The organism is Xenorhabdus griffiniae (genome assembly GCF_037265215.1).
Lineage (GTDB): Bacteria > Pseudomonadota > Gammaproteobacteria > Enterobacterales > Enterobacteriaceae > Xenorhabdus > Xenorhabdus griffiniae.
This window is the reverse complement of the sequence record NZ_CP147737.1, coordinates 2,491,572-2,506,465: the sequence shown is the minus strand read 5'-3', so window position 1 is coordinate 2,506,465 and position 14,894 is coordinate 2,491,572. Positions and strand designations below refer to the sequence as shown.

The 14,894-nt window shown below is 34.9% G+C and carries 12 protein-coding genes; 11 read left to right on the top strand and 1 reads right to left on the bottom strand.

The features are described 5' to 3' along the window. Window positions 1–78 precede the first annotated feature (78 nt). From WDV75_RS10710 to WDV75_RS10660, 11 genes are all read left to right on the top strand, one after another. On the top strand, window positions 79–879 hold the full coding sequence (locus WDV75_RS10710; RefSeq protein ID WP_273558162.1) for a hypothetical protein: 801 nt from the start codon (window positions 79–81) through the stop codon (window positions 877–879). Next, a complete protein-coding gene (locus WDV75_RS10705) occupies window positions 879–1,682 on the top strand; it encodes a hypothetical protein (protein ID WP_273558161.1) in 804 nt (267 codons plus the stop codon). The genes WDV75_RS10710 and WDV75_RS10705 overlap by 1 nt, the downstream gene beginning before the upstream one ends. Window positions 1,683–1,770: 88 nt before the next feature. Beyond that, on the top strand, window positions 1,771–2,628 hold the full coding sequence (locus WDV75_RS10700; RefSeq protein WP_273558160.1) for a DUF692 domain-containing protein: 858 nt from the start codon (window positions 1,771–1,773) through the stop codon (window positions 2,626–2,628). A gap of 93 nt (window positions 2,629–2,721) precedes the next feature. Continuing rightward, the gene (locus tag WDV75_RS10695; RefSeq protein ID WP_273558159.1) at window positions 2,722–3,915 is read left to right on the top strand and encodes a DegT/DnrJ/EryC1/StrS family aminotransferase; all 1,194 of its coding nucleotides are present in this window, start codon (window positions 2,722–2,724) and stop codon (window positions 3,913–3,915) included. A 261-nt stretch (window positions 3,916–4,176) separates the two neighbouring features. Further along, the gene (locus tag WDV75_RS10690) at window positions 4,177–4,785 is read left to right on the top strand and encodes an ABC transporter ATP-binding protein (protein ID WP_273558158.1); all 609 of its coding nucleotides are present in this window, start codon (window positions 4,177–4,179) and stop codon (window positions 4,783–4,785) included. Beyond that, window positions 4,786–5,922 (top strand): hypothetical protein, encoded by a 1,137-nt coding sequence (locus WDV75_RS10685; RefSeq protein WP_273558157.1) that lies wholly within the window; start codon window positions 4,786–4,788, stop codon window positions 5,920–5,922. A gap of 81 nt (window positions 5,923–6,003) precedes the next feature. After that, complete coding sequence (locus tag WDV75_RS10680; protein ID WP_273558156.1) at window positions 6,004–6,579, top strand: hypothetical protein; 576 nt, start codon at window positions 6,004–6,006, stop codon at window positions 6,577–6,579. Between the two features lie 65 nt (window positions 6,580–6,644). Continuing rightward, the gene (locus WDV75_RS10675) at window positions 6,645–7,430 is read left to right on the top strand and encodes an SDR family NAD(P)-dependent oxidoreductase (protein ID WP_273558155.1); all 786 of its coding nucleotides are present in this window, start codon (window positions 6,645–6,647) and stop codon (window positions 7,428–7,430) included. 19 nt (window positions 7,431–7,449) lie between these two features. Beyond that, window positions 7,450–8,079 (top strand): isochorismatase family protein, encoded by a 630-nt coding sequence (locus WDV75_RS10670; protein ID WP_273558154.1) that lies wholly within the window; start codon window positions 7,450–7,452, stop codon window positions 8,077–8,079. A 21-nt stretch (window positions 8,080–8,100) separates the two neighbouring features. Next, entirely contained in the window at window positions 8,101–9,897 is a 1,797-nt protein-coding gene (locus WDV75_RS10665) for a chorismate-binding protein (protein ID WP_338859751.1), read from the top strand. A 386-nt stretch (window positions 9,898–10,283) separates the two neighbouring features. Next, the gene (locus WDV75_RS10660) at window positions 10,284–11,507 is read left to right on the top strand and encodes a DUF6136 family protein (RefSeq protein WP_273558152.1); all 1,224 of its coding nucleotides are present in this window, start codon (window positions 10,284–10,286) and stop codon (window positions 11,505–11,507) included. A 463-nt stretch (window positions 11,508–11,970) separates the two neighbouring features. On the opposite strand, the gene WDV75_RS10655 is transcribed toward WDV75_RS10660, so the two are convergent. Next, window positions 11,971–14,868: a salicylate synthase gene (locus tag WDV75_RS10655; protein ID WP_337927168.1), complete on the bottom strand. Its 2,898-nt coding sequence runs from the start codon at window positions 14,866–14,868 to the stop codon at window positions 11,971–11,973. Window positions 14,869–14,894: the final 26 nt, after the last annotated feature.

Sequence of the window (14,894 nt, the reverse complement as noted above, 5' to 3'; positions counted from 1 at the left end):
AATTAACCATTATTAAAATTAATAACGTTTAATAATATAACTATTTTAGTTATGCAAACGTGTTTTTACGGGGGTATTATGAAGCTTATTGATTTTATAAAAAAAATAAACCACGAAATTACATCAGCACAAAGTGTACCTGATATGATAAATAATATCAGAAGTATTGTATCTATAGCAATTGTAAATGAATTTTTTTTGAATGATTGTGTTAATGAGCTTATTGAAAACACTAGAAATATTATAAACCACAATGAAAATAAACCACTTTATATTGATTATAAAAATAAATGGAGGATGAATATTTTTTTGTGGAATCCTAAAAGTGAAAACCAACCACACCAACATAATACGTGGAGCGTAAGTGGAGTGATGTACAATAAAATAAAAATAAAAATTTTTGAAAAAGTAAATAAAGAAATAACAGTTAATAAAGAGCTAATTGCAAGTGAAGGAAAAACTGGTTATTTAATACCACCATGTATCCATACATTGGGTGATCCCGACTTATCTGAATATAGCGTTACTCTACATATTTTCTGTGACTCTGACATGAGAGCAGGTAAAAATGGCGACACCGTATGGTTAGGAAAAAATGATCCCTATGATAATATTGATTACTCAATGGTAGTATTGCGTAATTTGACTTCATGTTTATTGATTTCTGATAAATTAAATTCAGACCTTCAATTTGATATATTGGAGAAAATATTTATCCTAGGCACTCCATCAATTAAATTAAAATCTTATAAAAAAATGATTAGGCTTGATGTAAATAAATCTGAAAAATATTCATCTCTGTTGGAGTCTGTTCTATCGGGTGATATTCTAATTAAAATTAAAGAGGGTAATGATAAACTATATAGAAGGAAATCATGATGAAAATAAAAGAAAAGGAAGCAATGATTCAATATTTGATCGGTTATTTGGTTACTAATACACGATCATTGGAGTACTATATATATACCCAAAAATTTGACATTCCTAACTTCAACATACCTGATGAAATTAAAGATATTATTCATAATGTAGTCATGATTCAGAAAAAAAGCATTAGAATATTAAGTGAAATTTTAGATAAAAGATTATATAAGAGAGTTCTTTTGTTTTTTCCTTTGTCAGCAAAAATAATGGGGGAAAGAACATTGAATATAAAGTGGATTGACTTTCGTAATACATTATCTAATCATAGATGGAATGATGCTTATTTATATGCGCTGGATTTTATTAAATATATAGAAAATAAAGATTTATTATTTTATTCCGATAATGAATTTTTCATTTTTGAAGTTATTCGCTATGAAACTAGTATTCTTGAAGTATTAAATAACGCTAAGGAAAAAAGATATAGTCCATTATTAATATCAGGTTCTAAAAGTGATTTAGGTTATCCTATGTTAATGTCAAATCCAGTTTATCATACTTATGACTTTGATATAGTAACGTTGATAGCAAAACTGAGAGAAAATGATAATATAGACATAGAATTATCGTGTAAAGAAATTTTAAAAAATGAGGAGAGTAATATTTTAACTTATATTTCTTGGCATGATCAGAAAGTCAGGACGATAAAGGTAAGTTCACTATTAATAAAGTTAATAAAAAATGTAATTCCCACTCATCTTATAAAGAAATTGTTGATGAAATATTTCCATCAATGTTATCAGATGATGATTATTTGAAAGTGAATTTAATATTTAATCAGTTAGAATCACTTGGTGTGATTAGATGGTTTTCAAGTGTGCATTAAAAATAGAAAGGGGAATTAATATGTTAGAAAATCTTCCATATGGTATCGGGATTAACTATCGCACTGAAATAGGTAATGAGTTATTAAATAATATTAATTCTTTTGATTTTATAGAAATTATCACTGAATTGTTTTTTTTATCTAAAGATATTCCTTTATCTTTGCAAGAAATTTTAACCAAAAAGCATTGTGTTCTACATGGATTGAAATCATCTATAGGTGCTCATGAAGATATGGATTTAAGGTATTTAAAAGAAACAGTAAATATCATAAATAAATTATCTCCATTATGGTTTAGTGATCACTTGGCATATACAAAAATAAATGATTTTGATATAGATCAATTGATGCCTATTAGGAGGAATTTATATAATAAAAAAAGAATAATATTAAAAATAAAAGAAATCTGTTCATCTGTTAATATACCATTTTTAATAGAAAACATTTCGTATTATTTTGATTTTCCTGACAATGAATATAGTGAGTGCAAATTTATAAATGATATTATTAAGGAAAGTAGATGCGGATTGTTGCTTGATGTAAACAATCTTTATATTAATTCTAAAAATCATAATTACGATCCTTATGATTTTTTGGAAAAAATAAATTTGAATTCAATAATAGAAGTTCATATAGCTGGAGGATATGTCCATGATGAGTTATTAATAGATAGTCATGGGCATACAATAGGAACTCCAGTATGGGAGTTACTTGAATATCTATGCTCTAGAATTGTACCTCATGGTATTGTCTTGGAAAGAGATTCCAACTTCGACATTAATGATATTTTAGAGAGTCTACACCGTGCTAGAGAAATATTGTTTACTTCTCCTGCATATTGTCGTCTCACCTGTCCATGTAAGTTTGGATATAAATGAGTGTGATTTTTTATATTGTATCTAGAATTGGCGTAAAAATAAAATCTCACATGTATAGTTTTATAATTTATTAAAATTAAATAGGTGATTGATATGAAATTAGCAATCAATGGTGGTAGTGCTATTCGTCTCGCTAATTTTCCTAAATGGCCTTATTATGATGAAAGCGAAGAGAAAGCATTATTGAGAAGCTTGCACCAAGGGCATTGGTGGAGAAATCAAGGGGAAGAAAATAATTTTTTTGAACAAGAATTCGGACAATACCATAATGGTTATGCTGTCACTGTCACTAGTGGAACTGTGGCATTAGAATTGGCATTATTAGCTTCTGGTATAAAACCTGGAGATGAGGTTATAGTTCCAGCTTTTACATTTATTTCTACTAGTATGGCAGTTCAACGAGTTGGTGCAATACCAATAGCTATAGATGTTTTAAAGAGTACTTATTGCATAGATCCTAATCTAATTGAAAAAAATATAACTCCCCGAACAAAAGCAATCATACCGGTTCATATGGCTGGTCATTTATGTGATATGAACAATATAATAAAAATAGCAAATAAACATGGCATTTTTATTGTTCAAGATGCTGCTCATGCGCATGGTGCCTGTGGAGAAAAAGGGAAAAAGATTGGTGATTGGGGAACACTGGCATGTTTTAGTTTCCATAATTTTAAGCTAATGACAGCAGGGGAAGGTGGTGTCGTTTTGTGCCCCACTAAGGAATTACGTGATCTTGTTTTCCTTTATAGTAATTGTGGACGTCATGCAAAAGACAAAGAATATCAACATACTATAATCGCAACAAATGCTAGACTAAGTGAGTTCTCTGCTGCGGTTTTGCGTACTCAACTAAAAAGACTCAAAGAACAAACTCATATTCGAGAGCGTAACGCGGAAAGTTTAAAGGAACTGTTAAAAATATTACCAGAAGTTACTCTTCAAGAATACGACACTAAAATCGTAACATCTCATCCTCATTATATGTTTATGTTTACACTTAATCAAAGGGTTGCATATATTGTTCGTGATTACTTTGTAGCTTGCTTATTCGCTGAGGGAATTCCAGCATTCCGTGCTTATAAAGCAATCTACCATGTTGATAATTATTGGCTACCTCCTTGTACAACACGGAATAAGCAAAATTTTATGGACTTTTGTCCAGTTACTGAATATATCTCAAAGAGAGGAGTTTGGATACATCACCGAGCTTTATTAGGGGATCATGATGATACACTAGATATTTTCAGAGCGATAAAAAAAGTGATTTCAGCATTAAAGTATTAATGAAGTGTTCTGATTTTTAGCCATATATATTATGGTGATAATTAATGAAAAGTTTAATAAGATAAATGGGTTACTGACATGAAAATAACTCAAAGGCGGTAGCTTTATTAAATTAAAAATAAATTAAATAGGCATATTGAGATTATACAATTTAATCTGTTGTGTGAAGTAAGGATTTATTATTTTTTTTACTAAAAAGATAACCGGCTTTAAAAATAAAAAACCAATATTAATACTTTAAATTAGATAAAAATAGGTATCATGATGATTAAATTATCCAGTGTATGTAAGAAATATTCAGGAAGATTTATAATTAAGAATGCTTGCTTTACTTTTCCTAATGATGGTATTTATTGTCTAGAAGGAGAAAATGGCTCGGGTAAATCGACTTTGCTAGGAATTATAGCTGGTGCTATTAAACCTGATTATGGAGATATATTTTTAAATGGGGAGGGCTGTTGTAGAAAAAAACTTATAGCTTATGCTCCCGATAGTCCTTGTATATATGAATTCATTACTGGGAAAGAATTTTTAGATCTTATTTGTTCTATAAGAAAGATAGAAATAGAAAAACAACTTAATTTAATCGATGGTTTTAATTTGCATAATTATATGCATACTCATTTTCGTGATATGTCTCTTGGAACTGCAAAAAAGTTCATGTTAGTTTCTGCCATGATAGCAAATGTAAAAATACTTATCTTTGATGAGCCAACTAATGGACTTGATAATGATTCATTTTTATATTTTATCGAAAATATAAAAAAATTCAGCTTGTCTGGATTAGTTATAATGACATGCCATGATTTTGAAGTTAAAAAATATTTAAATCCTCATGTTATTAACATAAATATATTTAAGGGTAATTAAATGAATTGTCTTTCATTTGTTGTAAAACAAAGCATTTTTGAAACACCATTTATCACCTCATTGCAGAATGATAATAAAGAAAATGTAATTGTGTCTTGGATAGCTAGTGATGGTAATAATGCATGCCACTATTGGTATAAAATTGTTGAAGAGGAAATTATTTTTTTGCATTTAGAAAAAACTATTTATAAAAATATAATTTCTTTTTCAGAGATGAATTATGCTTTAAGTTCAAGTAATAACGTTAATGTTTTTTCTTTCGAAAATAACAAAATATATGGACTAATTAATTTAAAAAACATAAAGTCAATGCAATTTGATTACAAAAATACATTGTGGATATTATCTGGGGAAGCATTGTTTAAAACCCTGCCAAATTCTTTTAGTGAATATTATGTATTTAAAAATAATGTTAAATCATTTTTTTTAAATGAAAAAACAAACTATATACTCTCTAGGAATGATAAAAATAATTTCACTTTAATTGTGAATGATGGAGAAGAAAGTTTCAGATATAAAATAGGGAGGATAAAGTGTAATTCTAGAACCGATTTTAGTATAGTTCCTACTGAATCATATATATATGTATATGTACAACAAAAAGATTTAATAGGTAAAGCTAATAATCATCTTATTGTTTTAAATAAACATGACTTTAATTCAATTAGAAGTGTAAGTGTTAAGGCAGTATCTCATTTAAGTGTAAAAAATATTAATTTATCAAGATGGAAAAATAACGATATTTTATTTGTCTGTGAGAGGAATTATAATGTTTATTTATGCCATTATAACTCTGTAAATAAACGTATAACCCCTATATCTCTACCACAGCATGTAGTTATTAACTTTGTTTCATCTAGTTGTTACTCTTCAATATATTACATTGCAATTGATTATACCACAGATAAACCAGTCAGAAAAATTTTTGAAGTAACTTGCTATGGTGATAAATTAACCACAAGAATGATTTTTGAAGATGTAGGATATCAATTGTCTATTATAAAAAATGGTGATTGTGTTTTTTATGGAGTATTGGAAGACAAACTATCAATATTGAAGTACAATCGTACTAGTATGGATGTAAAAATATTATATCAAGACAAAACAAAATATCCATTTATACCTAGACTAGATTGATTATCTGTAAAAAAGGAAGTTTTAGATCTAAATTACAAAAAAGAAAAAATCATTGTTATTTATTACCCCGGAACCCATAAGTTGGCAATGAGTGGTATGCAGCCAAATATGTTTCAAGAATGTATTTGTCGTCTCTTTACCAAAGATAAATCAAAAATCTATCAAGGTGTTATAATCAATACTCCTAGCTCTTTTGGCTATGTAAATAACTTTGGAGTTAATAAGGAGATTAATGAAGATGATTATCTTAATGGTGTGATTAAAGAATTACATGAAGTTGGCTTCAATAAAATTGTACTTTGCTCTGGTAGTTTAGGTAGTTTATCTATACTGAAGTTTTTGCATAATACTAATTCATCTATTCCAACTATTCTTATTAATCCGGTTTATGACTATAATGTTTTAAATAAATCTTTAATAGAGAATGAAATTATAACAAATAAGTTGTTTTTAAATATAGATACAGACATGTTAATAATTCATTCAAAAGAAGATGAGGTGACCCCTTGGGAACATTCAAAATCTTTCACCGATGAAAGTGTTAAACGTAAATTGTATACATTAGAAAATGATAATCACATATTTAAACGAAGTTACAGCTGGGAATGCTGTAATATCGAGATAAGTAAATTTATTATGAATCTTGGATTTTCTTAATAAATAAGGTTATTAATCAATTATATTATTTATTTCATTACACTACTGTAAGGAGCTACAACAAAATGACCTTTGATAAACATTATATTGCCGTCATTACTGGTGCTTGTGGGGGGATTGGTGAGGCTATAGCCCGTTCACTGGCAAAAGAAGGCATTTCATTAGCGCTATTGGATAATAAGTCACAAGCGCTGGAATTTCTGGTAGCCAAGCTAAAAGGCGAATATACGCAGCCAATTATGGGTTTTCCCGTTGATGTAGCTAATGATCAATGTGTTGAAAAAGTATTTGCCACACTGAGTCATCAGTTGGGAGCAGTGGGTTATTTGGTCAATAGCGCAGGCGTATTATGTCATTCTTTTGTTACCGAGACATCCTTTCAGGATTGGGAAAAAACTTTTGCAGTCAATGCGACCGGTGTGTTTAACGTTAGTCGCTATGCGGCCAATATGATGATGAAACAGCGAAAAGGCAGTATTGTGACCATCGCATCTAACGCAGCGCGTGTACCTCGAACAATGATGGCGGCATACTGCGCATCAAAAGCCGCAGCTCAAACATTTACTTATGCACTGGGGTTAGAAGTTGCACCTTATGGTATCCGCTGTAATGTTGTTGCCCCTGGGTCTACCGACACACCTATGCTGCGGAGTATGTGGCAGAACGAATGTGATCAGAAAAATACACTCAATGGCAATCTGCAACAATTTCGTATTGGTATTCCGCTCAACAAGATCGCAACGGCGAATGAGATCGCCTCGGCAGTCTGTTTCTACTTGTGCGAAGAGTCAGGCCAAACCACACTTTCAACATTACTGGTTGATGGCGGCGCGGCTCTAGGAAGTTGTTAATTTTTAAAAGGAAAGCAGAATGAAAAAAATATCTCCCTATCCATTACCGATAGAACACTTATTACCGATATCTATTGCAAACTGGCAGGCTGATTACACACGTATAGCATTGCTCATCCATGATATGCAGCATTATTTTCTCAATTTTTTTACGGAGAATACGTCACCTGTAGCACAGGTTATTGATAATGTGCATCATTTGCTGAAAGTTGCCCGGCATCTGCAAATCCCCGTGTTTTATTCTGCTCAGCCGGGAGATATGACTCCCCAGCAGCGAGGATTGCTGCAAAGTCTATGGGGACCGGGTATGCGGGCCAGCCACGAACACAAACAGATTATCTCACAACTAGCCCCCCAAGAAGGTGAACATGTTTTAACCAAGTGGCGTTACAGCGCGTTTTTCAATTCCTCACTGTTGTCTACGTTGCACAGCCTGAAACGTGATCAGCTCGTCATATGCGGTGTTTATGCTCACATCGGCTGCTTGTGCACAGCACAAGAAGCTTACTCGAATGATATCGAAACTTTTTTCATAGCCGATGCTGTTGCTGATTTTTCTGCTGAAAAACATCGCTTGGCGCTAGAGCTGGCAGCAGAAACGTGTTCCGTAGTGTTATCCACTCAACAGCTCATCAACATTTTGAAATAACATCCTGTATTAAAGGAAATAATGATGTTATCTACCAATAAAACAGCACAAGCCGCCTGTAGTATCGCTGAACTCCCGGCTTATATCGCTAATCTCGATCGGCCCTTTGCTTGTATTTATCGTCCTCAAGTTGATATGGCTGATTCGGTGTTATTCCTTGAGGGCAATATTGAGCAATTTCCTTCCTTCTCTGATTTTCCCCTTGATACCTCGACGATAGATGCTAACACCCATCAGATATCGCAGTTGGTGTTGCTACCTTTTAATCAATTAAAGGAAAAGAGCTATGCCTGCATTGACGACTATGAACAAGTGATTGTTATGCACATTGATAAACTGGCATATTACCCTGTTAACCAGTTTATGGCAGCTATCGTCAGTTACGATATTCAGCCGCAGAATATTTGTTTCGATCTCGATGATCAAGCGTACGGTGAAATTGTTGACACCGTAATAAATCAAGAAATCAGCGCAGGGGAAGGCAGTAATTTCGTTATTTCACGCAGTCTAGAAGCTGATCTTGATGGTTTTAGTATCAGACACGCACTGAGTTTATTTAAACGATTGGTACAGTCAGAATACGGAGCTTACTGGACATGGATATTCTATACTGGTAACCGCTATTTTATTGGCAGTACACCCGAACAACATATTAAGGTTAACCAACCATCTGTTTCGATGAACCCCATCAGTGGTACATTCAGATATCCTAAATCTCAGCATTTAGAGCGTGCGTTGTGTAATTTTTTACAGAATAAAAAAGAGCGCGACGAGTTATTCATGGTAGTTGATGAAGAACTCAAAATGATGAGCAGAATTTGTCAACGAGATATCCAAGTATCCGGTCCAAAACTCAAGATGATGTCCCATATCGCCCATACAGAATACTATATTAATGGTGAGTCTGACAGGGGGCTGAAGGAAATTGTCCAGCAATCGCTGTTTGCTCCAGCAGTCACGGGTAGTCCAATTGAAAATGCCTGTAAAGTCATTGCACGCCATGAACAGCGAGGTCGCGGCTATTATAGCGGTGTTATTGCTATTATTGGTAATAACGGCAAAAAACGTTATCTAGATTCTGCAATCGTGATCCGTACTGCGGATATCAGCTCACAGGGGCATTTCCGCTTGATGGCTGGTTCGACCATCGTCAGGGACTCCGTACCACATAATGAAGCCTGCGAAACACGCGCTAAATTGCAGGGATTGATGCATTCTTTCTTTGATGTTGCGATAATATCAGCAGGCTCGCCAAAAACGGAAATATCCGCAAAGTTGTATAGCAGAGCAAACCAACTTTTGGCACAACGCAATGAGAAAGTATCCACATTCTGGCTGGGAAATATGAAACAAAACAGGATGATCCTGCCTTACAGCAAGATCTTCCTGATTGATATGGAAGATACTTTCACCGAAATGATCGGCTATCAGTTAAGAAGAGCAGGTTGCTCTATCATAATTGTTCCCTGGTATGACAGTCAGTGCAAATTGCTACAGACCAGTAACAACATTGTGTTCATCGGCCCGGGACCGGGTGACCCTGCAAACTTAGAACTCGAAAGAATTCGGATTGTTCGACAAGTTATTGCGCAACAATTGCGTTCCCAACATCCGCTAATTGGCACGTGTCTGGGACATCAACTCATTTGCGCTGAGCTTGGCATCCCAATTATACGTTTGTCCAAAAGTCGTCAGGGCAGTCAATATCAGGTATCGATTCAGGAAAAAAACATTGTGTTGCTTTCTATAATAGCTTTTCTGCCATGCATGATGAGCCTTTTTGGTATAGCACGACGTATAACAAAACTATCCATTTAGAACGGTTTGTTTCTAATGAGATTATTGCATTATCGTCAAATAATGTCGCCTCAATTCAATTTCATAACGAGTCATTTTTAACACAAAATGCATTTCCTATCTATCAGTGGCTTATACAAAATTCATTAAAAAAATAAACGGCAGAAAAATTTGACGCAATTTAGAATCATCTTACGATTTTTTCTGATGTAATGTTGTACCTTAATAAATCTTGACAGATGTCCATTGCTGCTTTTTCCATGCCCTTTAACTCCCTCTGCTTTGTGACAGTAACAACAAACCACATCAACTTTAGCCATACTTATATATATAAAAAGCAGGGAATTTACCATCATATCTAATTATTTTTAGTATGAAAAATAATCGCACCAATATAGGATAAATAAATGAGAATTTATATTAAACTTTTACTTTTTCGTCTCCGATATTATTCGGATGTCACATCTGAAATACTTAAAAAACGTATGAGTGTCACGCTATTTTTTCTTTTAATTATTTCTCCTATGGCAATGCCATTTTTATTACAAATGCGCCTGTTAGCCACTCCTATTTTAGTGTTAACTGACGATCATGATTTTTATCATGTACTATTTATATGGTTTTTATTATCAATTTCATTCATTATCATTTGCAGCATTCAGACAAAAGGTATTAGTGGAGGAAATTATCAGAATTTTTTGGATACTTTACCAATTAGTAAAAACATTATAAATTCATTAAATTTATCTTTACTATTCATTATTGACATTCCCATTTTTATACCGTTTTTTGCTGCAATGTTATTTGGTCATGAAGGTGATGTAGGTAATATTGTTTTTTTTAAAAGATCAACAACAATTTTATTGTTAATGATATATTTTTTATTTTTTCAATTGGTTTTCCTCTATTCAAAATACTCCTTTTTGATTGTTTTTTTATTTTCATTATTTATTCCTTTTGTAATGTCCATTACATCATCATTCACCATAAAAATACTTTCATTCATAGTAGTGTATATATTTGTTTATAAAGTTAAAAATTCTCCATTTGTTTTTCCTAAAAAAATAAAAAACATAAAACCTCTAAAATTAGTTAATCCAAATAAAGGATTTAAATTCAATATTGGAATGATATTGTTTTATTACTTGTTTGGACTGAAAAATACAAATCAAAGGATAAATTTATTTATTGTTTTAATTGTTCCAATTTTAATTATTTTTTTATTAAACTCCACTGGATTAAGTTTCTCAGTTATTATTTTACTTGTTGCGTTTTTTCATGTAATTCTCATGTTTCAAACATCAGCACTTTTACATACAATGATTTCTTTGCATATGCCGATGTTTGGATTATTTAAGTCTTTTTGTATATCAGAAAAAAATATTTTATCTGTCATTTTAAATGTTTTGTCAATAACAATAATTGCACTAACTGCTCCTCTTGTTATAACTTTATTTTATAATAAGTTGATTTTTATATCTGTTTTTATTTTGCCAACAACATTTTTCCTATTTAGGATTATCTGTATATTACAAAAAAATAGATCTGGATTTATTTTAAAATTTCTATTATTCAATATGTCAGTATTTACTATATGGGAAGGGAGTTGTTTAATACATAATTTAAATTAATAAGAAACCTTGGGTTCATCTAATAAGCTACCAAAGCTTGGCCATCAAGATGGTGGCTTATTATGTGAATGCAAATTGTATTTTTTACTTTGCAATAAAATCACTAAAGATATTACCTTTCAATCATGATTTATTAGTATGTTATTTTTTATTATATACGCATTAAACTTCAAGCTGCAATTTACAACACGATATGAAACCTGATATCTCCCCGCTTTGCGGGGAGATATCACACGCATCTTGAAGTTAGATTGGTATAAATAGTTTTCATAATATTGGGGGTATCAGATGTTGACGTTCCTTACCCCGCGAGGTAAGGAATACTCCTATCATTATGGCCTTAGCCAGTTTAAGTAGCGTCAGCTGCTTAAACATAAAACCACCCGCTATTCGGGCTATCTCTTGAACAAGACTTGTGATCAAGAGACAGGAGTGATATCTGGAAGCCTATCCTAATAAACGTTTAATCTTCTTTGCTGGAATAAGGGCGAACATATTTCATAATGCACTCAAGTTTTTCACAGGTTTCCTGCCATTCTCTTTCTGGTCTTGAATCTCTGACCAAACCAGCACCAGCCTGAAGCCAGCAGTGTCCTTTATGCCGGTAGAGGGAGCGTAATACCAATGCGGCATCCAGTTTACCTGTACTATCCAGGAGCATGACACAACCACTATAAAGCTGGCGTGGTTCATTTTCATAACGAGAAATGGCTTGTAAAGCAGGTTTTTTCGGTATCCCTGACGCGGTGACTGCCGGGAATAAGGCAATAAATGCATCCCAGCGGTTTTTGTCTGTGTGTAGCAACCCTTTTACTCGTGATGCCAAATGTTGTACCGAACCACGTTCACGAATAGCCATAAATTCTGAGACACAAAGCGTTTCTGGTTGACAAATCGGCGCTAATTCTTCTAATGCAAGTTTAACCGAAACCGCGTGTTCGGAAATTTCTTTCGGATCAGAAAGTAAATCGGCTCGCAGTTTCTGATCTTGCTCCTTGTCATGTGTTAATGCTCTGGTGCCAGCCAACGGTTGGGTATTAACCCAACCCGAACTTTCGGCTTCAACGACGGTTTCTGGACTGAAACCGTAAGCAGTGAAATCTCCATCACGTAAGAAGAAAGAGCGGGCAGGGGTGTTAGTCCGACGGCCTAGCCAGTAACTGTGTGTAATATCAATATTTGAACCAAGCTCGACTCGGCGTGACAGGATCACTTTCTGGTAGTGATCTGCGGCAATATCCTTAACTGCATTGGCAACGTTGTCTTGATAATGTTTTGCAGCGTCTGCTGTATTGATAATGTCTATCTCTTTTGTATCTGAGAAAACCGGTGTGCCTAATTGATCAGCCTGTTTGACTTTCTCACTCAATATAGATAGTTGCGCTTCTTCCAGTGTTCGTATCAGCACCTGCCCTTGAGTTATGCGTAATTCATGTTGTGGAATAGTAATTTTGATTAACGCTTCATCTTGGTTTTCTATTGCCATTCCATATGTCATATGGGAAAACTCAAATAATGTTTTGCCATAAGCACGCCAGTCTTTAATTGGAACCGCGTTGAGCACTTGTTCAAGTTTTTGGCTTAATGTATGGATATCATATGGATGATGATGGCCTTGTGAATCAATCAATTGCCCCGATGCATCTGCACTTATGGTTGCGGCGCAACCTATTCCCAATGACCATTCACCTTTCATTTCATAGAGTGTACAAGGTTGTGCATCATTATCGGCAAGTAAATGGGTAACCAGATCTAACGGAGTGCTGGTAATGGTAATAGTGTGTTCATGATATTGCTGCATCAGGTGATTATTTTCTGCTTGTGCCATCTGTACTAACTGGCGTTTGTCGATTTTTCCTACCGCAGTTAATGGCCAGTACGCCACAAATAACCATTGGTCAGGGATTTTATGACGCTGAACACCCTTCTGATGCAAAAATGCTTGTATGAGAGCAGGATCGGGTTGGCTGACACTGTTTGGCAGGCAAGCACAAATGCGTTCACCCAATAGTTCGTCTGGGACAGCGATAACAACGGCGTCATCAATATCTGGGTGTTGCAGCAGCAATGTTTCAACTTCTAGCGTTGAAATTTTTTCACCGCTGCGGTTGATCTGTTCTTTAATCCGTCCCTCAACGATCAGGTTGCCATCTGGTCTGATGCGGACCAAATCGCCTGTGCGGTAGAATCCATCCTTGGTAAAAGCGACGGTATTGTGCTGTTCAGCACGGTAATACCCTGCAATGGTGTAGGGACCTCGTGTAATCAGTTCACCGACTTCCCCAGATGCAACGGGTTGCAGATTGATATCAACAATTTTGATCTCATCTTCTTCTGACAATGGGCGCCCTTGGGTGTTAACGATAACTTCATAAGGATCGTCTAATCGGGTATAGCAAAGTAACCCTTCCGCTGTACCAAAGACTTGTTGTAAAGGGCCAAGGCGCGCCATAACTTGTGCTGCCAGTTCCGGTGTGAGCCTGCCACCACCAACTTGTAAGCAGCGCAGGGATGAAAGGTCGCTTTGTTCCCAGTCTCGCGCTTGTTCCCAGAGCCGTGCAAGAGCCGGAACTAATGCTAAGTGTGTTACCTTATGCTCTTCGATCAATGGCATAGCTTCATCACAACTCGCAGTATCACTGAGGAGTACACACCCTCCCTGAGAAAGCGTACCCAGGATCCCAGGGCTGCCTAACGTGAAATTATGTGCAACAGGCAATACCGCTAAATAGACGCTTTCAGTATTGACTGCGCACAGACGGGCGGAGAGTACAAAATCATAGGTATAGGCATCGTGAGTACGTGGGATTAGTTTTGGTGTACCTGTCGTTCCGCCGGAAAGCAGAAGTACGGCGATATCACCATAACTTGGGCCAATAATATTGAGCGGTTCATCCTCAATAGCGGTGAATGGGATAAATTCTTCTGCCTCTCCATCAACGATAATATGTTTTAGTTCGGGGCAAGATGCGGCAACTTCCCGTGCCATTTCCCGATAATCAAAGCCGTGGATACAATCAGGGATAATATAAGCCACCGGACGGGCAATCTGGCAAAGCGCATGAACATCATGTGCCCGTTGGGTAGGCATTAATAATATTGGATGAGCGCCTAGCCTAAACAAAGCAAAACAGGTGACAACAAAGGAGATACGGTTAGGCAGTTGTACCATAACGTTATCACCACGGCGTATTCCACGATGATACAAACCGCTCGCCAGTCTTTCCGCAGCTTGATGGAGTTCATGGTAAGTGAGCCGCTGTTCTTGATAGATCAGCGCTGTTTTATTCCCCCAGATACTGGACCATCCGGCAAGTTGTTGATCCAGGGTTTTGCCATTCCAAAGATAGTTTGGCGTCATCGTCAGTGTGTTCTCTGGGATAGAAA